The organism is Synechococcus sp. CC9605 (assembly GCF_000012625.1).
GTDB lineage: Bacteria > Cyanobacteriota > Cyanobacteriia > PCC-6307 > Cyanobiaceae > Parasynechococcus.
Map to the genome: position 1 here is coordinate 2,481,848 of NC_007516.1, position 18,586 is coordinate 2,500,433.

Sequence of the window (18,586 nt, forward strand, 5' to 3'; positions counted from 1 at the left end):
AACGCTGCTCTTCGATCCGGCCACGCCGGACCCCGAGGCCCTCAAGGCCGTGCTGGCCTTTCCCAGCACCTATTCCGTGGGGATCACCAGCCTCGGCTATCAGATCGTCTGGGCGACGCTTGCGCAGCGGTCGGATGTGGACGTGCGCCGGCTGTTCACCGATCAGGGCGATGCGATGCCGCGCCACATCGATCTGTTCGGGCTCTCCCTGAGCTGGGAACTGGATGGACCGGTGCTGCCAGAGCTCCTGCAGAACCAGCGGATTCCGGTTTGGGCTCTGGAGCGTGGGGATGAGGACCCGATCGTGTTCGGCGGCGGACCGGTGCTCACGGCCAACCCCGAGCCCCTTGCACCGTTTTTTGATGCCGTGCTGCTCGGGGACGGTGAACTGCTGCTGCCCGCCTTCATCGATGCGCTGCAGAACTGCCGAGAGGCACCGCGAGCGGAGCGGCTGCGACAGCTGGCTCAGGTGCCGGGGGTGTACGTGCCGTCGCTTTATGCCCCGCAGTACGACCCAAACGGGGAGCTGATTGGCGTGGAACCGATCGATCCAGCGGTTCCAGCCCAGGTTGAAAAACAGACCTGGCGCGGCAACACCCTGAGTCACTCAACGGTGGTCACCCCCGAGGCCGCCTGGCCCGACATCCACATGGTGGAGGTGGCGCGCAGTTGTCCTGAACTGTGCAGGTTCTGTCTGGCCAGCTACCTGACGCTGCCGTTCCGGACACCGTCGTTGGATGACGGCCTGATCCCGGCTGTGGAGAAAGGCCTGAAAGCCACCAAACGCCTCGGCCTGCTGGGGGCCTCCGTCACCCAGCATCCCCAGTTCACCGATCTCCTGAACTGGCTAGATCAGGATCGTTTCGATGGCACCCGCGTCAGCGTCAGCTCGGTGAGGGCCGCCACTGTGACCCCTGACTTGGGTCGGATCCTGGCCAAACGCGGCAGCCGCTCGCTCACCATCGCCATCGAAAGCGGCAGTGAGCGGATGCGCGAAGTGGTGAACAAGAAACTCACCACGGAGGCCATCCATGAGGCGGCTTGCCATGCCAAACAAGGCGGCCTCAAGGGCCTCAAGCTCTACGGGATGGTGGGCCTGCCGACGGAATCGGATGACGACGTGGAGGCAACGGCGGATCTGCTCCTGGCGCTCAAGAAAGGAACCGCTGGACTGCGCTTCACCCTCGGGGTAAGCACATTTGTGCCCAAAGCCCAGACCCCCTTCCAGTGGGAGGGCGTCCGACCGGAAGCCGAGAAGCGCCTCAAACGTCTGGCCAAACGGTTGAAACCGAAGGGAATCGAGTTCCGCCCGGAGAGCTATGGCTGGAGCGTGATTCAGGCCCTGCTTTCCCGCAGCGACCGTCGCCTGGCGCCGGTGATCGCAGCCGTTGGCGAGGGACGCGAAAGCATGGGGGGCTGGAAGAAAATCTACCGAGCTGCCCTCAACGGTGAACTCGAGCCGATGCCAGGGCCAGATCTGCCGCCTCCGCCGCCCTGGAGCACGGTGATCCACGAGCTATGGGACGCTTCACGGACCCTCCCCTGGACTCACCTCAGGGGGCCCCTGGCTCCGGCGATGCTGCGGGACCATCACGATCAGGCCTTGGCTGTGGCATCTGCCCAACCTCCTGGTTAAAAGCAGCCAAACCCGCCAAGAGCGTCCAGCCGAGAATGTTGAGGCGACTGTCGAACAAAGGCAGGTCGGTGGCATGCATCGCCACCAGCACCAGCGTGGCGGTCCACCAGGCCCGTTCCATGGGTGCTTTCTGCAGGATTCCACGCCGCAGAGCCACCACCGGCAACAACAGCACCGTTCCGACAACCAACAGCATGACCGGAAGGCCGTGGCTGATCGCCAACTCCAGGGGGAGATTGTGGGAATGGCCATGCCAACGCTTGGCCGCATAAATCGGGTACAGCACGCTGAAGGCGGCTGCCCCCCAGCCCAGCCAGGGGCGGGCCGCAACCAACTCCAAGGCATACCCCCACTGCCCCAGACGGGTGTGTTTCCAGGCGGTGGGCCCTCCCCGTTCAAGCAGTCGATCAAGGATCGGCTCGGGGACCAATGCCATCGCCAGTTGGCGCCATCCGGACGGGACACCGGGGAGCACCACTAACAACAACGGCGAGGCGAGGAGAAGCAGCAGGGGGAGCAACCAGAACCACTGCATCGGCCCCATCACAAAGGGAACCGATAAGGCCAGCGCCCCCATGGCGTTGCGCGACTGGGTGAGCACAACGGCAAGCACCGTTGAAAGCGTGAGCACCAGAGCAGCACCACGCCGCCACCAACCATCCGGCCGCAGCACAGCCGCCAGCATCAACGGCCAGACCACCCCGAGCCAGGCACCGGCGATGTTGGCGTAATCAAACAGGGCCGAGAGTCGCCCTTGCGGCTGACCACCGGGCGCGACGAACCAGATGATGGCGCCGCCTCCGAGTTGCCAGGGTCCCTGCCAACCCAGAAACATTTGCCCCAGGCCAGTGAGCAGCACCGGCAAGGTGCCGGCCACCAGCATCCAAGCGGCCTGACGGCGCTGCTGTTCGCTGGCCAGATGAGGCTGAAAAGCCCAGTAGGCCCAGAACAACGGCAACCAATTGCCCAACCCAGCCCAGGCCAGCGACCCTGTTTCCGCCCCCAGCGCACCCACCAGCATCAATACAGCCGCAACCAGAAACGGTTGGGTCCAGCGGGCCTGCCAGATAGGCCGATCCCGGCCCCGACTGCCGCTGACACAAGCCACAAAGAGGCAGATGCCCGAGAGCAGAGCACTGGAGGGAAGCAGAAACAGGCCAAGCCGGAAGGCCTGACCGCCACGATCAGAGGTCATGCAAAAACAGCCGTACGCCCGCGATAGACCATCACCTGACGGCGCAGATGCAGGCGAAGAGCCCGCGCCAAGGCAAGGCGTTCCGTGTCACGGCCCTTGCGGATCAGATCCTCCACTTCGTCCCGATGGCTGACGGGAACGGTGGTTTGCTCAATGATCGGGCCGTCATCCAGATCTTCAGTGACGTAGTGGGCCGTTGCGCCGATGAGCTTGACCCCACGGTCCCAGGCCCGGTGATACGGCTGAGAGCCCTTGAACGCAGGCAGAAAGGAATGGTGAATGTTGATCACCTGGGGGAAACGCTCGAGGAAATCACTGCTCAGCACCTGCATGTATTTGGCCAGCACCGCAAGTTCAACCTCGTTCTCTTCCAGCAACTGCAGCATCCGCCGCTCCGCTTCCGCCTTGGTGTCCCGACTGACCGGAACACAAACGAAAGGGACATCAAACGACGCACACAGGGGTTCCAGATCCGGATGGTTGGCAATCACCAGGGGAACCTGCATCGGCAGCTCTCCGCTTTGAACCCGCCAGAGCAAGTCCTGCAGGCAGTGGCTTTGCTTGCTGGCAAAGATCGCCACACGGGGGAATTCATCTGAGAAGTGGAGCTGCGCTTCCCCACCCAGCCGCTGTCCCAGGGCCAGAGCCGCTTCAGGAAGCACATCCCGGGGTATGCCGAATCCCTGGAGCTGCCACTCAATGCGGCTGAGAAACAAGCCTGCTCCCGCGTCCGTGTGGTGATCGGCATGACGAATGCTGCCGCCATTGGCTGCCACCCAACCCGCCAGTTCACTGACCAGGCCAGGACGATCAGGGCAGATCATCTGGAGGATGACCGTGGCGTCACTCACAACAACGCTTTCAAAAACAAAATTCTCCCGCGCAGGAGGGGCTGGTTAAAGTCGCTAGGAAATTTTCGATCACCATGCTGAAGGCTCTGAGCCGCCTTGCCGCGTTCTGCCTCTGCGTCGCTTTGAGCCTGGGTCTGATGGCCCCGGCTGCTGTAAACGCTGCCGGCATCAGTCCTGACGATCTGGGCGTGATCCGCCGCCAGGCCGCAGCCTTTGAAGAAGCAAAAACCCGTCTGCCTGATCTGGCCCGGCTGGTGAGTGCAAAGGATTGGGTGTTCACCCGCAATCTCCTGCATGGCCCCATGCAGGAAGTGAGCCGGGAAATGTCGTACATCAATCAACGCCTCGACAAGAGTGAGCGAAAGCAAGCCACCAAGGTGGCCCGCTCCTTGAAAGAAGCTTTGGCCGATCTGGATGAAGCAGCACGCCTGCAGGACTTCAGCCGCCTGCAGAAGTCCTACAGCGCCGTGGCTGCCGGCTTTGACGCCTACAGCGATCTCCTCCCGGCTGAGGCCTTCAACTGATCCGCTCCGTTGGAGTGATTGGTGCCGGGGCTATCGGCCTTGGCACCGCCTGGCATCTGGCCCAGCAAGGGCACGATGTTTCTGTTTACGACCCTCGCCTGAACCAGGCCGTTGATCGCGAGAGATCAGCAAAGGATCTCAGTGGTACATCGGCATCCCTCGGGGTGCTGATGGGCCATGTGTTTCGCCGCAGCAGCGGACGGGGCTGGAGGTTGCGCCGCCGGAGCATGGAGCTCTGGCCGCAATGGATCGAAACGCTGCAGGCTCACCAGCTTGATCTCAAGCTTCATCCGGGCCTGCTGCAAATCGCCGAGGACGAGCAAGCGGCTGAGCGGATGGAGTCGCTGGCCGCCCAACGCGTTGACCTGGGGCTGCAAATGGTCACCAACGCCGGCCTGGCAGCGGTCTGGCCGACGGCCAGCCACGGTGGCCTGTACTCGCGCCACGACGGTCGGATTGATCCCCTGCTGCTGCAACAAGCCCTTCGACAGGCGCTGGCAGAGCAAAACGTGGAGCTGAATGCCACAGCGGTGATCCGTCTGGAGCGCAACGACAACCACTGGCGTGTGCACCACGCCGATGGAAACAGCTCCGTTCACGACCTTGTGGTGCTCTGCACAGCCCTGAACTCAGACGTCTTGCTGGAACCCCTGGGCCAGGCCCGACCGATGACACCCGTGTTGGGCCAGGCCCTGTCACTGGAACTGACAACGGGTCCGCCGACGTGGAGCCATTGGCCCTCGGTGCTGGTGGATCAGGGCTTCAACTTGATTCCCACCGCACCCGGACGGCTGCTGCTCGGGGCCACCGTGGAACCGGGCGATCGTGCTTCAAAGGATCCGCTAACCCTGATGCGCAACCTCAACGAGCGGGCACCGGAGTGGCTGCGCTCAGCCAAGGTGGTTGGCCATTGGAGTGGCCTACGAGCCCGGCCCGTGGATCGCCCCGCCCCTCTGCTGGAGGCGCTGGAACCTGGATTGATCCTGGCCAGTGGGCACTACCGCAACGGCGTTCTGCTCAGTCCTGGCACGGCCGAGTGGGTGGCCGCTGCCGTTGAGCAGGCATAAAAAAGGGCCCCGCAGGGCCCTGAGGCGTTGCTGAATCAACCGATCACTTGGTCTCGGTGAACTCCGCGTCGATGACGTCGTCGCTGGCATCACCACCACCGGTGTTGGCACCGGCACCGGCATCAGCGCCAGGCGCGCCAGCACCAGCCGCAGCCCCTTCCTGCTGATAGACGGAAGCGCCGACGGTGTAGAGCTCCTGCTGCAGTTCCTCCAGCAGGGTCTTCATCGCGTCGTAGTCATCCTTCTCGGTGGCTTCCTTGAGCTTGAGGCGCTTCTCCTCCAGCTTGGCCTTGGCATCGGCATCGACCTTGTCGCCCAGTTCGCCCATCTGCTTTTCAGCCTGGTAGACGAGGGTTTCAGCCTGGTTCTTGAGGTCGATCTTTTCGCGCTTCTCCTTATCAGCGCTGGCGTTGGCCTCGGCGTCCTTCACCATCTTGTCGACCTCGGAATCCGAGAGGGTCGACGCGCCGGTGATCGAGATGGACTGCTCCTTGCCGCTGCCCTTGTCCTTGGCGGTGACGCTGAGGATGCCGTTGGCGTCGATGTCGAAGGTCACTTCGATCTGAGGCACGCCCCGGGGAGCCGGGGGGATGCCATCGAGACGGAAAGTTCCAAGCGACTTGTTGTCGGACGCCATCTCGCGCTCACCCTGGAGCACGTGGATTTCCACATTGGTCTGACCATCCACAGCCGTGGAATAGGTCTCGGTCTTCTTGGTGGGAACCGTTGTGTTGCGGGTGATCATTTTGGTCATCACACCGCCAAGGGTTTCCACACCCAGGGAGAGGGGTGTGACGTCGAGCAGAAGGATGTCCTTCACCTCGCCGGCCAGCACACCGCCCTGAATGGCAGCACCCACAGCCACCACCTCATCGGGATTCACCGTCTGGTTGGGGTCTTTTCCGGTGATGCGCTTCACTAGTTCAAGCACGGCCGGGATGCGGGTGGAACCACCCACCATCACGATCTCGTCCAGCTCGCCGGAGGAGAGCTTGGCGTCCTTGAGCGCCTGCTCCACAGGCATTGCGCAGCGGTCAATCAGCTTGGAAGCGAGTTCCTCAAACTTGGCGCGGGTGAGGGTGAGGTCCAGGTGCTTGGGACCCTCGGGCGTGGCCGTGATGAACGGCAGGTTGATCTCGCTCTGGGTGGCGTTGGACAGCTCAACCTTGGCTTTTTCAGCGGCTTCGGTGAGGCGCTGCAGGGCCTGCTTGTCCTGACGCAGATCGATGCCTTCGTTGGATTTGAAGGTCTCGGCCAGGTGATCCACGATCACCTTGTCGAAGTCGTCACCGCCGAGGTGCGTATCACCAGCGGTGGACAACACCTCGAACACACCGTCACCAACTTCCAGAACGGAGACGTCGAAGGTGCCACCACCCAGGTCGAAGACCAGGATGCGCTCGTTGCTCTTCTTGTCTAGGCCGTAGGCCAGAGCCGCAGCGGTGGGCTCGTTGATGATGCGGAGCACCTCAAGGCCAGCGATCTTGCCGGCGTCCTTGGTGGCCTGGCGCTGGGAGTCGTTGAAATAAGCCGGAACGGTGATCACCGCTTGGCTGACGGTTTCACCGAGGTACTTACCGGCGTCCTCCGCCAACTTGCGCAGCACCTGGGCGGAAACCTCTTCAGGTGCGAATTGCTTGTCGAGAACTGGGCACTTCACCTTCACGTTGGAGCCGGCCTTCTCAACGCCGTAGCTCACCTCTTTCGACTCCTCATTCACCTCATCAACCCGACGGCCGATGAAACGCTTGACGGAATAGAAGGTGTTGTCTGGGTTCATCACCGCCTGACGTTTGGCGATCTGACCCACCAGCTGATCCTGGTTCTTTGTGTAAGCAACCACGGAAGGCGTCGTGCGGAAGCCCTCGGCGTTCGCGATCACGGTGGGCTTGCCACCCTCCATCACGGAAACACAGCTGTTCGTGGTGCCAAGGTCAATGCCGACAACCTTGCCCATCGGTGCCCACCTCCAGAATTGGTGATTTGAATGGGCTCATCCTCCACAGCAGACCCGGTGACCGGCGAGGTGTGGTTCCCGAACAGGCAGGCTGGTGAAGCGATCCGGCCCTGGCAATGATCAACGGCGGCACCAGCCTTGTGGGCCTGCTTGGCAATCCAGTGCGCCACTCGCTCTCGCCGGTGATGCAGAACGCAGCCCTCGAAAGCATGGGGCTCAACTGGCGCTACCTGGCCCTGCCCTGCGACAGCGAAAGCCTTGATCAGGTGATGAAGGGCCTCAGGGCCGTGGGCTGCCAGGGGCTCAACGTCACCATCCCCCACAAAAAAGACATCGCCGCACTCTGCGAGGAGCGAAGCCCGTTGGCGCAACGGCTCGGTGCCGTCAACACCCTAATTCCAGGAGAAGGCGGTGGCTGGTTCGGCACCAACACCGACGTGGAGGGCTTTCTTGCACCCCTCGGTGCCAACGACACCTGGGCAGAACGCCATGCCGTGGTGATCGGCTGCGGCGGATCAGCGCGGGCGGTGGTCGCCGGTCTGCAGACCCTGGACCTCAGCAGCATCACCGTTGTGGGACGGCGAAGCGAGGCACTACAAGCCTTCATAACTGATCTGCAGCAGGACAAGGCCCCCCTGACGCCCTGTCTCAACAACGCAGTTCAGCTCAACGACGCCATCGCTCGAGCGGCTCTCGTGGTGAACACCACCCCGGTCGGGATGGCCCAGCACGGCGACCCCGAGGCGATGCCGCTGGGGGCCGACATCTGGTGCAGGCTGAGCTCCGAAGCGGTTCTCTATGACCTGATCTACACACCCAGGCCCACCAGCTGGCTTGCAGCTGGGCAACAACGAGGCCATCGCTGCATAGATGGCCTCGAGATGCTGGTGCAGCAAGGCGCTGCCTCGCTGCGGCTCTGGAGTGGACGCGACGATGTTCCTGTCGAGGCGATGCGAAGCGCCGCCGCGACTGCTCTTGCGACTTAAGGTCACAATAATCCCTAGCTCCACCGTGCAGATTCCCCTCTGGCAGCGGCTGCTCGCACCGCTGGTGTACCTGCTCCCCTGGAGTGACGCCATTCCCTTCGGATGGGGGGCTGACGGCATATTCAGCCAAATCCCTCTGCTCAGGCTTTTAACGATTCCAGCGGTACCGCTGATCCAATTGGATCGGGGGGTTCCCTTCGGTGGCCTGCTGCTGTTCTTCGTGCTGTTTCTGGCGGTGGTGCGGAATCCAGCCGTTCCCTACTTCCTCCGCTTCAACACCCTGCAGGCCCTGCTCACCGACATCGTGATCGTTGTGCTGGGCTTCGCGTTTGGGATCCTTCTCCAACCCATTGCCGGAGGCAGCCTGCTGGTGAGCACCCTGTCCAGCACGATCGTGGTGGCGGTGCTGGCCATTCTTCTGTTCGCCCTGGTGGAGTGCTGGCGTGGGCGCGAACCGGATCTTCCCGGCATCAGCCAGGCCGTACGCATGCAGCTCTACTGAAGTGCGTGGACAGGCCAGGGGATAAGGTGTTGAACCCGTCGCTCACTTTGGTGAGCCTGATACCCCTTCGGTGCTGCCCATGACGCATGATCCGTATTACGAAACCATGTACATCCTTCGTCCGGACATTCCGGAGGAAGAAGTTGAAAGCCATCTCACCAAGTACCGCGACATGCTCGTGGAAGCTGGTGCTGAAGTGCTGGACAACCAGATGCGCGGCAAGCGCCGTCTTGCCTACCCCATTGCGAAGCACAAGGAAGGCATTTACGTGCAACTGAGCCACAACGGCGACGGCCAGCACGTCGCTGTTCTCGAGAAGGCAATGCGCCTCAGCGAGGATGTGATCCGCTACCTGACCGTGAAGCAGGAAGGCCCTCTTCCCGCACCTCGGGTGATGCCGGGCAGCGAAGCTGCTCAACAGCAACAGGCCGAAGCCGCTGCATCAGCTGACTGATCAGCATTGTTGGATTCGTGGGTGGGCGATATCGTCCGCCCATGGATTCGAAACGCGACCAACCTCAGCCAACCGAACCTGTTCGGAACGAGCGTCATGGCGACGCTGAAGTGATTCGGTTGCTGAAACAGAGAATTTCCGAGCTCGAAGGCGAGATCGAGGCCTAGAACAAGCTGTTGGCTGAACTGCCTGACGTCTTTGAAAGCCGCTTCCAACAGCGGCTCGAGCCGTTGATAGAGCGCTATCAACTGCTGGCTGAACAGGTTGATGAAGACCAGATCGAACGGCCTCAGCTGGCCCTGCCTGGAGGCTCAGAACCGGACAACGTTGTGCGTTTTCCGGGCCTGAGGCTTCCCAAGTTTCTGCAGAAGCGGCAGCGCTCAGCTTGAGCGGCGCTGGGATGCTGACCAGAGTCGGGTTGGCAGACCCCAGACATAAATGAAGCCCTCTGCAGCGCGGTGATCGAACTGATCCTCACTGCCGTAGGACGCCATTTCGGGGACGTACAGGCTGCTGTCTGCTGAGCCGCGGCCGGTGACCGTGGCAGTTCCTTTGTGCAGCCGGAGACGAACGACACCATTGACGGTGGCCTGGGTGCGGTCCATGAAGCCATCAAGAGCATCCTTGAGAGGACCAAACCAAAGGCCCTGGTAGACGAGATCGGCCCACTGCATCTCCAATTGCCGCTTGCTGCGCAGCACATCGGCGGCCAGGGTCAGGCTTTCCAGTTCCTGGTGGGCCTGGATAAACAGCAAAAGGCCAGGCGTTTCGTAGATCTCCCTGGATTTGATGCCCACCACCCGGTTCTCGATCATGTCGAGACGGCCAATGCCATGGATGCCCGCCAGACGGTTGGCTTCACGGATCAGGGCCACAGGGTCCAGCTTCTGGCCGTTGATCCCCACAGGATTGCCTGCTTCAAAAGCAATCTCGATCTCTTCGGAGGCATCCGGAGCAGCCTCCACCGATCGCGTCATGGCAAACACCTCCTCCGGCGGAGCCACCATCGGGTCTTCAAGGGGTCCGGCCTCAATGCTTCGGCCCAGCAAATTGAGATCGATCGAATAAGGCGACTTCTTGCTCACCGGTGCGGGCAGACCAAAGCGTTCGCCGTAGGCGATGGTCTCCTCGCGGCTCATGCCCCACTCACGGGCAGGAGTGAGCACCTTGAGATCCGGAGCCAATGCAGCGATGGCCACATCAAAACGCACCTGGTCGTTGCCCTTGCCTGTGCATCCATGGGCGACAGCATCGGCACCCACCTCCCGGGCCACCTCAACAAGGCGCTTGGCAATCAGAGGCCTCGCGAGGGCCGTGGAAAGGGGATAACGGCCTTCGTAGAGGGCGTTGGCACGAATCGCTGGAAAGGCGAAATCCTTGATGAAGGGCTCAATCAGATCTCCCACCAGCGACTGACTGGCACCGGCATCCAGCGCTTTCTGACGAATCGGCTCCAGCTCATCGCCCTGGCCGAGGTCAGCGGCAAATGTGATCACATCCTCCACACCCCATTCCTGCTTCAGGTACGGAATGCAGACGCTGGTATCCACTCCCCCGGAATAGGCGAGTACCACCTTCTTGGCGCGGCCCATCAATGGGTCTCCTGATCACAATCGTCTGATTCTCTCGTCTCGCCGGCCGCCACCTTTGGGGAAGCCACAAGCAACCATGCAGCCAACACCACAGCCGGGGCAAAGACCAGCAACAGCGCCAGGGTCCAAGAGGTCTGCAACGGTTCAGGCCGCTGCAAGCCCCACCAATGCAGGCCAGCACTGATGATCAGGGCCAGGCCCCACAGAAGAACGAGCAGCGCAGATTTATTCAGGGCCGGCCCAAAAACAGCACGTGGTCTATCTTGGTTTATTGGCCCGCGTCCCTCCCTGCATGAGCGCTCTGGTTGATTTAAACGCCCTGGACAGCGTCAACCCGTCCCTCACCCGCTACGGGCGCCGCGATCCTGCGCCCGTGCTGCCCCTGCGTGAGGAGCCCGACCTGCTGTCTTGGCTGGAAACCAGCGGTCGTCTCGTCGCCGACGAAGAATCCGGATCACCAGAAGTGAGCACCGTCGAAGAGGAGGAGCTCTCCGCCCTCATGGGTGAGAAAGAGGATTACAACAAGGATGACGAGCAAAACGAGGAGCAGTGGGAGGACTGACGTCCTCCAATCACTGACTGGTCGCCACTGAGCGACTCACCTAGGGTCCCAGCGACCAGTCCAATGCCGCTTTGCAATCCAGGGATTCGAACCACCGTCCTTGGTGGGAGAACGGCTCATTGACTGCCAGCTTGCTGATGCTGGTGGTCTTGATGACCAGCTTTGCAGCCGACAAATGGATCACCAATGCGCAACTGAGCCTGCCGCTCTTGATTGCAGCAGTCTGCGCAACAGCGACTGCAGCAGTGGGAATCCCCCTTCTGCGTCGCTTGAAGATGGGGCAGTTCATCCGTGAGGAGGGTCCCAAAACCCATCAGAGCAAGGCGGGAACTCCAACGATGGGGGGCCTTCTGGTGGTTCCTGTCGGGGTCGTTCTCGGGAGCCTGATCACACGGGACGCCGTAGCGTCACAGCAACTGCTCAGCCTGGCAGTCCTGACCCTGGCGTTCATGCTGATCGGCGGCATCGATGACTGGAGCAGCCTCACCAAACACACCAACACAGGCCTGACGGCACGAGGGAAATTGCTGCTGCAAGCCATGGCGACCGCAGCCTTTCTGGCCATAGCCGCCTGGCAGGGCTGGATCAGCAGCAGCATTGCTTTGCCCTTTGGCCTTGAACTGCCGTTGGGACTCATGATCTGGCCGCTGGGGCTATTTGTCGTTCTGGCGGAAAGCAACGCCACCAACCTCACCGATGGCCTGGATGGTTTGGCCAGCGGCTGCGGAGCACTGGTGTTCACGGGTCTGGCACTTCAACTGATGCTGCGAGGGGACAACGGAGATCCCGCTCTGGCTGGCTTCTGCATGGCCATGGCCGGAGCATGGCTTGGGTTTCTCGTGCACAACCGAAACCCGGCTCGGGCCTTCATGGGCGACACGGGATCCCTGGCGATGGGGGCCGCCCTCAGCGGTGTTGCCCTGTTATCCAACAGCCTCTGGCCCCTGCTGGTGATGGGAGGCGTCTTCGTGGCGGAATCCCTCTCTGTGATCATCCAGGTTTGGGTGTTCAAGGCCACGAAAGGTCCTGATGGTCAGGGGCGACGCGTGTTCCGCATGGCGCCACTCCATCACCATTTTGAGCTGGGTGGCACCGATGAACAAAGCGTGGTGCCTGCGTTCTGGCTTGTCACAGCAGGGCTTGTGCTTCTCGGACTGGTGCTGCGTCCCTGAACGCTGATCTTTGATCCAATCCTGTGGAACCTCATTTCGAAGCGATCTCGAGGATGCAGTGATTCAGATCACCAATGAGATTGAACTTTGTTCACTCCTCACAAAGTCAATCCTTCTGATAAAGATTGACGCTGATGCACAAAAATGACCGACGTTTTAAGAAATTAGAGTGACCACAACACAGTGCTCTGAATGAAAGGAAGCCTGAACGTCATAGCCGATACTCAGTGGATTTTGGATATCCAGAACGAAAGCTCAATACCGCTCACATCCCTTAAAGTCATATTTTGAGGCGGCAAGGCAGGATGACCTACTTCACCTGGCGTGAAACCGGTCTCACAGCTGACTGCTCAAGCCTCGAGGCGATGGCTGCCCGGTTTGAGGAGTCGGCCAGTTTGATGCGACGCATGTCAAGCGAAGGGTTCCAACTGGAACGCAAGGGAACGGAGCAGCGCATCACGCATCCCGATTCCAGCGTGTTTGAAGCCTGGGGTTTCGTCAGCGAAGAATCACCGGTCCGCCAACTCACGCTGATCCCCGATCTTCAGAACTGATGGACAACCTGCTTGCCAAAACTGCTGAGCTGCTCGCCAATGCAGCTGCGGATCCTGATCGGGTTCTGCGATGGGTGCTGATCTATTTCGGTTTGTCGTCGCTTGGATTCATGGGCGTATGGCTGGTCGGAGAAGTGCGCCGTCAGAGCAGCACCGATTCGAACTGATCCCTCAACGGCTCGCTTCCACCGAGCGCTGACGCCATTGAGGCAATTGCTCCATCGATTTCAGCTGATCTCCGCTGGGGCTCTCAAGCACGTCCAGGAGATGCAGGGGTTCCGCTTCGAAGTGAAGATGAGGACCAGTCGACCATCGGCCCGTGTTGCCACAAAGACCAATGATCTGGCCGCGGTCATAGGAGCCTGCTGGGGCACCAGCATTGAGGTGGCTGTATCGCGTCTTGACGCCTGCCCCAGCCAGGTGAAACGTCCATCCGTGGGTGGCTGTCCAGCGACTCCGACCGACCCCGTCATGGGCAGCACGCACAGGGCGACCAACACGGCATGAGATGTCCAAAGCTGGATGGTCCTGTTCGACGCCCTGGGTCACCACACCCGACATCGGCACAAGCAACGCGGCAAACAGACCCAGCAAGCAATCAAAACGAGAATCGGAAGAGAATCTTAAGACACGGTTCCTTCCGTCAGAGGAAAGAAAGCATTCCCGTTTTTCGTTAACGCTCTCTTAAAGGGGAAAAAAAACCCTGTGGTTCCGGGCTATTGCCCCGACGGTCTGGCGACGGTTCGAGAGCAAATCAACTGCAGCTCATGCGCAGAGCACTTCTGTTCACCGGTGCCGGCCTGATGGTCGCCGCAGCTGGACTCCCTGGCTTCGCCGCACCCATGCAAACCGCCCGCACCGTCACCAACGGCTTCGTTCGCTCCAACGTGCTGTTGCCCATCGGTGGCAAAAAAGCCGTCTCCAATCCCGTTCCTCAGGATCTGAGCGACCTGTCCGGTTGGACCCGCGAAAAACTCGAGGTGGGTCTGGAGAAGCAGTACGACGTCGACGTTGCTGACGTCACTCGCATCCTCTATTCCACCGAAGGCGAGGCCTTCCTCAAAGAAAGCATCAATAGCAACTATCACCCGTACTACAGCCAGCAGAACGACCTCCAGGCCGTTCGCAGCGCCATCATTCTCGATGCTGAAGATGGAAAACTCTCCAGCTACGGAATGATGGCCAAGCTGCCGACCGACCAGCGCCTGCAAGGTGCCATGAAAGTCTGCAATGCCGACGTGCAAGGTGATTTCCACAAGGACACCTCGCTGCTCAGCTGGTACATGAACACCCCGGCCTGCATCCAGGCCTACACCGCCAAGGCCGAAGAGCCAGCTCCTACTGCTGCTCCCGTCCAGGGACTCTGGTGATCTAACGGCAGAACGACAAAACACGTCCACCGAGCCCTGGATCAACCCAGGGCTTTTTTCATTTCCTGATTCATCACAACGAAACGATCAACGATCAGGGCAGGACCAACACCGGAGTCCCCACATCCACAAGGTCATAGACCCTGCGGATGTGTTCGTCATAAAGGCGAACGCATCCATGCGACACGGCCCGTCCGACAGTCCAACGGTGGGGCGTGCCGTGCAAGCCGACGTGGGAGCAGCCGCGGACCTGCACCACCTTCTCGCCATCCCAACCACCGGGATTGGAGCAGTCCTGATAAAAAACAATCCAACGAGATCCCAGTGGATTTCGGCCTCCGGGGGGAACCAGCGCACCGGTGCCGGGATGCCGCCAAACGGGGTCCACCGCTTTAAAAAGAGCCCGATGCTCGCCGAGAGGCGTTTCCCAGCCTTGGGTGCCGACCGCAGCAGGCACACGCAAACGAAGCTGCCCGTGCTCCAGCAGGATTAGCTGACGGCTGGAACGATGCAGCACCAGCTGCTTCGTGGAACGGGAACGAAGAGCAACAGGCAGCAAGCCCAGTGCCTCTGCATCACTGAGCCAGGGGGCGACCGGTGGAATGAGATCCGCAGGCCTGGACTGAACCGGCCCGAGCTGGAGACAGGCTCCAGCGAGAACCGCTAACAACGTCGCCCGAAGCACTGGACTCAATCAAGAACGCATCCTTGACCTAGCGGGACATCGGGAGCTGCTCCCCAGGCTGCGAAAAGTCTCAGGACTTGCATTGATTGATGATGCAGGCAGGCCGTTCAAGGATCACCATGCCGTCGTTTCCACGCACCGTGATGCTGCTGGGCAGCGGGGAGCTGGGCAAGGAGGTGGCCATTGCTGCCCAACGGCTGGGCTGCCGGGTGATCGCCTGTGATCGCTATGCCGGTGCCCCGGCCATGCAGGTGGCTGACGTGGCCGAAGTGCTGCCGATGACCGATGCCGATGCCTTGCTGGAGGTGGTCAGGCGCCACCAACCCGATGTGGTGATCCCGGAGATCGAAGCGCTCGCCGTTCATGCCCTGGCGGAACTCGAACAAGAAGGAATCACCGTGATTCCAACGGCCCGTGCGACGGCCGTCACGATGAACCGAGACCGCATCCGCGACCTGGCAGCCGGCGAACTTAATCTCCGCACCGCCCGGTTCGCCTATGCCTCCAGTGCTGAGGAACTCAAAGCGGTGGCGGAGCCGCTGGGCTGGCCCGTCGTGGTGAAGCCGGTGATGAGCTCCTCCGGCAAAGGCCAGAGCGTGGTGGACTGTGCGGACGATCTACCCAAGGCCTGGGAGGCCGCCATGGCCGGCGCACGGGGCACCTCAACCCAGGTGATCGTGGAGGAATTTCTCCATTTTGATCTGGAGATCACCTTGCTCACCATCCGTCAGCGCAATGGCGAAACCCTGTTCTGTGCACCAATCGGCCACGAACAGGAAGGAGGGGACTATCAGTGCAGCTGGCAGCCGGCGCAACTGACCGACCAGCAACTGCATCAGGCCCAGGCCATGGCCAAGACCGTCACCGACAACCTGGGCGGTGCCGGCCTCTTCGGTGTGGAATTTTTCCTCTGTGACGATGAGGTGATTTTTTCCGAACTCTCTCCCCGGCCGCATGACACAGGCCTGGTCACCCTGATCAGCCAGAACCTGAGCGAGTTCGAACTGCATCTGCGCGCTGTTCTCGGTCTTCCGATCCCCGCGATCACAGCAGCAGATGCCGCCGCCAGCCGAGTGATCCTGGCCCAAACGAACATGGACTCCGTCGCTTTTGAAGGGGTCGAACAAGCGCTCACGGAAGCCGACACCCAAGTGCTGCTGTTCGGCAAGCCCACAGCCCGCCCCGGTCGGCGGATGGGTGTGGCTCTGGCAAGGGGAGTCGATCGCAAGGAAGCACAAGCCAAAGCCGACAGGGCAGCCGCCTGTGTATCCGTGATCCCAGGGTCAACGGCTGGCTGAAAACCGAAAGTGGGTTAAGCCATCCAGCACGGCTCCAACACTGGGGCGTTTCGAAAAGTACACCCGCTGCTGGGTCCGTTGACCCAACAGGCAGGGATCGTGATCCGCAGGAACCACCGTGGCGGGCAACCCATCCAGCAACTCTCCATCCCCCTGCTGGCTTGCCACCACCAGAACCTGCTGCAGGGGGAGCTGCCAAGACTGGGCCAGAAAACGAATGGCTTCGCTGCGGGACGCACGCTGGGGCAGAACATCCAGGAACCAGTGGCAACGGAGCTGGGGTTCCGCCTGCAGACCATGGCGGCGCAAGCACTGACGGGCCAAACCAATCAGACCGCGGTTGGAGGCACGCAACAGGTAACTGACCTTGAAGGGACTCTGGTGATCAGGGTCCTGAAGCTGAATGTGTTCCTTGAGTTGCCCCATCGCTGCGAGAACAGCCTCGCGATCCCAGGCTTGGCTGATGCGCTGCGCCCATACGGGATCTTCCGCGCGATCCGAAGTGTGGTGAATCTCGGTTCCAGCCCGGCAGATCCAGGCCTTGGGGTCGGGAAGATGTAACTCCCGGTAGCGCTGACACGCCTGGTCCAACGAGCGTCCCGTGAGGATCACCAAGCCAGTCGAAGCCGCAAAGGATTCGGCGTGAAGCCGATCGCGCAGATGGGCAAGGGAGCGTTCCTCTGGCAGCTCCAAGCAGCTGTCGAGATCCAACGCCAACAGTCTGGAGACAGGGCTGGACCGCCGCACCACCGACATCGCCCGAACAGGTGAAACGCGGACCTTCTGCTGCATCAAGGCGAGGTACTGACACACATGGGCATCCCAGCTGAAGTGACGACTGATGGCCTCAACCCCGTTGTCACTCCAACGACGCCAACGGGAGCGATCACTGCCGGCCAATTCCAAGGCCTCCTGAAGTGCACCGGGATCGGTGACGTCCGCCAGAAGACCGTTGTCGCAACGGTGTTGGATGTCCCTTGGGCCGCCATCGTCGGTGGCCACCATCGGCAAACCACAGGCCGCGGCCTCCAGAAGGGTGAGTCCGAAAGGTTCGGTCAACGCCGGATTCACAAACAGACCTCCACGGCTCGCCGCCCAGCGGTACAAAGCGGGAATCTGGGAACGGCTGTGTTGTTTGGGATAGGCCACCTGGCCATAGAGATCAAACCGATCCACCAGATCGAACACCTGCTGAAGCACATCGCGCTGCTGCTTCTCGAGCTGCCGCGGGTCATCCCGACAGCCCAGCACAAGCACCAGGTTGTGGCGCTGCCGCAGCACCGGCGACTGGCCAAAGGCTTCCACCAGCGCGGGAATGTTCTTGCGCCGCACCGCACGGGAAATCGCCAGCAGAGGCGGACGCCCGGGCTCCCTGAGGAAAGGCTGCAACAGGCTTTGCAGCGCGGAGCCTTCCTGCGATGAACCGTGGGGATGGAAGCGGGAAGCATCGACACCTGGGGGCACCACCTCCGCCTGATCCGCCTCAAAGTGACCGTAGCGGGAGTACTGCTGATCGGCCTCCTGACGGGTGCTGGTGATCACCAGATCCGCCTGGGCCAGGGCACGCTCTTCGGCGTCAATGCGACGGCTGATGGCATAGGTCTGCTCAAGTTGAGATCGATCCAGGCCACCCGCCAGGAGCCGTCGCTGTTTCTCCCGACCGAGGGAATGGCCGGTGAAGACAAGCGGAATCCCCAGCCGCTGACTGACCAAAGCACCCACCAGACCGGCATCGGCGTAATGCGCGTGAATCCAATCCACCCTCTGACCGGGCTGGCTCAGATGTTCCACCAGCTGATCAGCCAACTCCTCGAGATGGGGCCAAAACAGCTCCTTGCGCAGATAACGCTTCGGACCAAAGGGAAAGCGCAGGATGCGGGCTCCTGGAGCAATGTCTTCAATCCGTTGGCTGTAATCGAGATCAACCCGTCGGTCCTGAATCAGCCGGGTGACCACATCCACCTGCTCCACCTCAGCCCGCTGAGCCAGGCTGCGCACGAGCTCCAGCACATACAACGTCTGACCACCGGTATCAGCATCCCGGCCCAATTCGAGTTCATGGGAACGAAACAGACCGTGAAGGTGCAGATGCAACAACCGGATCCCCATTCGCTCCCCTCACAAACAACAACGGGACGCAGATTCGTGCCGTTGTTTTTTCTTTAGAGGCGGAAGAAGGAG

At 61.2% G+C, this 18,586-nt stretch carries 21 protein-coding genes; 13 read left to right on the forward strand and 8 right to left on the reverse strand.

What is annotated here, in order from left to right; genetic code table 11:
- Positions 1–49: 49 nt before the first annotated feature.
- Positions 50–1,636, forward strand: coding sequence for a B12-binding domain-containing radical SAM protein (locus SYNCC9605_RS13265; protein ID WP_011365589.1), 1,587 nt, complete (start codon positions 50–52; stop codon positions 1,634–1,636).
- Here SYNCC9605_RS13265 and SYNCC9605_RS13270 read toward each other — a convergent pair.
- Positions 1,554–2,831: an O-antigen ligase family protein gene (locus tag SYNCC9605_RS13270; protein WP_011365590.1), complete on the reverse strand. Its 1,278-nt coding sequence runs from the start codon at positions 2,829–2,831 to the stop codon at positions 1,554–1,556. The genes SYNCC9605_RS13265 and SYNCC9605_RS13270 overlap by 83 nt on opposite strands.
- Positions 2,828–3,682 carry a formyltetrahydrofolate deformylase gene (gene purU, locus SYNCC9605_RS13275; RefSeq protein ID WP_011365591.1) on the reverse strand — a complete coding sequence of 285 codons (855 nt, stop codon included), beginning with the start codon at positions 3,680–3,682 and terminating at the stop codon, positions 2,828–2,830. The genes SYNCC9605_RS13270 and purU overlap by 4 nt, the downstream gene beginning before the upstream one ends.
- Before the next feature lie 74 nt (positions 3,683–3,756).
- Between purU and psbQ the strand changes: the two genes are divergently transcribed.
- Together psbQ and SYNCC9605_RS13285 are read left to right on the forward strand one after the other, a co-directional pair.
- A complete protein-coding gene (psbQ, locus tag SYNCC9605_RS13280; RefSeq protein WP_011365592.1) occupies positions 3,757–4,206 on the forward strand; it encodes a photosystem II protein PsbQ in 450 nt (149 codons plus the stop codon).
- A gap of 14 nt (positions 4,207–4,220) precedes the next feature.
- Positions 4,221–5,273, forward strand: coding sequence for an NAD(P)/FAD-dependent oxidoreductase (locus SYNCC9605_RS13285; protein WP_011365593.1), 1,053 nt, complete (start codon positions 4,221–4,223; stop codon positions 5,271–5,273).
- Positions 5,274–5,316: 43 nt separating this feature from the next.
- On the opposite strand, the gene dnaK is transcribed toward SYNCC9605_RS13285, so the two are convergent.
- Positions 5,317–7,230 (reverse strand): molecular chaperone DnaK, encoded by a 1,914-nt coding sequence (gene dnaK, locus SYNCC9605_RS13290; RefSeq protein WP_011365594.1) that lies wholly within the window; start codon positions 7,228–7,230, stop codon positions 5,317–5,319.
- A gap of 116 nt (positions 7,231–7,346) precedes the next feature.
- On the opposite strand from dnaK, the gene SYNCC9605_RS13295 reads away from it, so the two are divergent.
- The 4 genes from SYNCC9605_RS13295 (at position 7,347) to SYNCC9605_RS13505 (ending at position 9,561) form a co-directional block, all read left to right on the forward strand.
- Positions 7,347–8,216: a shikimate dehydrogenase gene (locus SYNCC9605_RS13295; RefSeq protein WP_011365595.1), complete on the forward strand. Its 870-nt coding sequence runs from the start codon at positions 7,347–7,349 to the stop codon at positions 8,214–8,216.
- Complete coding sequence (locus tag SYNCC9605_RS13300) at positions 8,206–8,718, forward strand: Tic20 family protein (RefSeq protein ID WP_011365596.1); 513 nt, start codon at positions 8,206–8,208, stop codon at positions 8,716–8,718. The genes SYNCC9605_RS13295 and SYNCC9605_RS13300 overlap by 11 nt, the downstream gene beginning before the upstream one ends.
- A gap of 79 nt (positions 8,719–8,797) precedes the next feature.
- Entirely contained in the window at positions 8,798–9,172 is a 375-nt protein-coding gene (rpsF, locus tag SYNCC9605_RS13305) for a 30S ribosomal protein S6 (protein ID WP_011365597.1), read from the forward strand.
- 176 nt (positions 9,173–9,348) lie between these two features.
- A complete protein-coding gene (locus SYNCC9605_RS13505) occupies positions 9,349–9,561 on the forward strand; it encodes a hypothetical protein (protein WP_049749509.1) in 213 nt (70 codons plus the stop codon).
- Here the strand turns inward: SYNCC9605_RS13505 and SYNCC9605_RS13315 are convergent.
- Together SYNCC9605_RS13315 and SYNCC9605_RS15295 are read right to left on the reverse strand one after the other, a co-directional pair.
- The gene (locus tag SYNCC9605_RS13315) at positions 9,553–10,764 is read right to left on the reverse strand and encodes an argininosuccinate synthase (RefSeq protein WP_011365599.1); all 1,212 of its coding nucleotides are present in this window, start codon (positions 10,762–10,764) and stop codon (positions 9,553–9,555) included. The genes SYNCC9605_RS13505 and SYNCC9605_RS13315 overlap by 9 nt on opposite strands.
- On the reverse strand, positions 10,764–10,904 hold the full coding sequence (locus SYNCC9605_RS15295) for a hypothetical protein (protein WP_198002514.1): 141 nt from the start codon (positions 10,902–10,904) through the stop codon (positions 10,764–10,766). The genes SYNCC9605_RS13315 and SYNCC9605_RS15295 overlap by 1 nt, the downstream gene beginning before the upstream one ends.
- A 152-nt stretch (positions 10,905–11,056) precedes the next feature.
- Between SYNCC9605_RS15295 and SYNCC9605_RS13320 the strand changes: the two genes are divergently transcribed.
- The 4 genes from SYNCC9605_RS13320 to SYNCC9605_RS15300 all read left to right on the forward strand — a co-directional run bounded on the left by SYNCC9605_RS13320 (position 11,057) and on the right by SYNCC9605_RS15300 (position 13,219).
- A complete protein-coding gene (locus SYNCC9605_RS13320) occupies positions 11,057–11,326 on the forward strand; it encodes a DUF3134 domain-containing protein (RefSeq protein WP_006850710.1) in 270 nt (89 codons plus the stop codon).
- 119 nt (positions 11,327–11,445) lie between these two features.
- Positions 11,446–12,498 carry a phospho-N-acetylmuramoyl-pentapeptide-transferase gene (gene mraY, locus SYNCC9605_RS13325; protein ID WP_011365601.1) on the forward strand — a complete coding sequence of 351 codons (1,053 nt, stop codon included), beginning with the start codon at positions 11,446–11,448 and terminating at the stop codon, positions 12,496–12,498.
- Positions 12,499–12,803: 305 nt separating this feature from the next.
- The gene (locus SYNCC9605_RS13330; protein WP_011365602.1) at positions 12,804–13,052 is read left to right on the forward strand and encodes a hypothetical protein; all 249 of its coding nucleotides are present in this window, start codon (positions 12,804–12,806) and stop codon (positions 13,050–13,052) included.
- Positions 13,052–13,219 carry a hypothetical protein gene (locus tag SYNCC9605_RS15300; RefSeq protein ID WP_011365603.1) on the forward strand — a complete coding sequence of 56 codons (168 nt, stop codon included), beginning with the start codon at positions 13,052–13,054 and terminating at the stop codon, positions 13,217–13,219. The genes SYNCC9605_RS13330 and SYNCC9605_RS15300 overlap by 1 nt, the downstream gene beginning before the upstream one ends.
- Positions 13,220–13,223: 4 nt before the next feature.
- On the opposite strand, the gene SYNCC9605_RS13335 is transcribed toward SYNCC9605_RS15300, so the two are convergent.
- Positions 13,224–13,646, reverse strand: a complete 423-nt coding sequence (locus SYNCC9605_RS13335; protein WP_011365604.1) for a M23 family metallopeptidase — start codon at positions 13,644–13,646, stop codon at positions 13,224–13,226.
- A 173-nt stretch (positions 13,647–13,819) separates the two neighbouring features.
- On the opposite strand from SYNCC9605_RS13335, the gene SYNCC9605_RS13340 reads away from it, so the two are divergent.
- On the forward strand, positions 13,820–14,422 hold the full coding sequence (locus tag SYNCC9605_RS13340) for an alpha/beta hydrolase (RefSeq protein WP_011365605.1): 603 nt from the start codon (positions 13,820–13,822) through the stop codon (positions 14,420–14,422).
- Positions 14,423–14,516: 94 nt separating this feature from the next.
- Here the strand turns inward: SYNCC9605_RS13340 and SYNCC9605_RS13345 are convergent, their stop codons facing one another.
- Positions 14,517–15,107 (reverse strand): L,D-transpeptidase, encoded by a 591-nt coding sequence (locus SYNCC9605_RS13345; RefSeq protein ID WP_156783218.1) that lies wholly within the window; start codon positions 15,105–15,107, stop codon positions 14,517–14,519.
- 119 nt (positions 15,108–15,226) lie between these two features.
- On the opposite strand from SYNCC9605_RS13345, the gene purT reads away from it, so the two are divergent.
- Positions 15,227–16,405, forward strand: a complete 1,179-nt coding sequence (purT, locus tag SYNCC9605_RS13350) for a formate-dependent phosphoribosylglycinamide formyltransferase (protein WP_011365607.1) — start codon at positions 15,227–15,229, stop codon at positions 16,403–16,405.
- On the opposite strand, the gene SYNCC9605_RS13355 is transcribed toward purT, so the two are convergent.
- Positions 16,391–18,514: an HAD family hydrolase gene (locus SYNCC9605_RS13355; protein WP_011365608.1), complete on the reverse strand. Its 2,124-nt coding sequence runs from the start codon at positions 18,512–18,514 to the stop codon at positions 16,391–16,393. The two genes, purT and SYNCC9605_RS13355, sit on opposite strands and share 15 nt — an antisense overlap.
- Between the last annotated feature and the right edge of the window lie 72 nt (positions 18,515–18,586).

Excerpts from the sequence above, each read along its gene's own strand:
- SYNCC9605_RS13320 (WP_006850710.1), top strand. The coding sequence starts at position 11,057 with ATGAGCGCTCTGGTTGATTTAAACGCCCTGGACAGCGTCAACCCGTCC.
- SYNCC9605_RS13330 (WP_011365602.1), top strand. The coding sequence starts at position 12,804 with ATGACCTACTTCACCTGGCGTGAAACCGGTCTCACAGCTGACTGCTCA.
- SYNCC9605_RS13315 (WP_011365599.1), bottom strand. The coding sequence starts at position 10,764 with ATGGGCCGCGCCAAGAAGGTGGTACTCGCCTATTCCGGGGGAGTGGAT.
- SYNCC9605_RS15300 (WP_011365603.1), top strand. The coding sequence starts at position 13,052 with ATGGACAACCTGCTTGCCAAAACTGCTGAGCTGCTCGCCAATGCAGCT.
- SYNCC9605_RS13295 (WP_011365595.1), top strand. The coding sequence starts at position 7,347 with ATGATCAACGGCGGCACCAGCCTTGTGGGCCTGCTTGGCAATCCAGTG.
- psbQ (WP_011365592.1), top strand. The coding sequence starts at position 3,757 with ATGCTGAAGGCTCTGAGCCGCCTTGCCGCGTTCTGCCTCTGCGTCGCT.
- purT (WP_011365607.1), top strand. The coding sequence starts at position 15,227 with ATGCCGTCGTTTCCACGCACCGTGATGCTGCTGGGCAGCGGGGAGCTG.
- SYNCC9605_RS13355 (WP_011365608.1), bottom strand. The coding sequence starts at position 18,514 with ATGGGGATCCGGTTGTTGCATCTGCACCTTCACGGTCTGTTTCGTTCC.
- rpsF (WP_011365597.1), top strand. The coding sequence starts at position 8,798 with ATGACGCATGATCCGTATTACGAAACCATGTACATCCTTCGTCCGGAC.
- SYNCC9605_RS13270 (WP_011365590.1), bottom strand. The coding sequence starts at position 2,831 with ATGACCTCTGATCGTGGCGGTCAGGCCTTCCGGCTTGGCCTGTTTCTG.
- SYNCC9605_RS13340 (WP_011365605.1), top strand. The coding sequence starts at position 13,820 with ATGCGCAGAGCACTTCTGTTCACCGGTGCCGGCCTGATGGTCGCCGCA.
- dnaK (WP_011365594.1), bottom strand. The coding sequence starts at position 7,230 with ATGGGCAAGGTTGTCGGCATTGACCTTGGCACCACGAACAGCTGTGTT.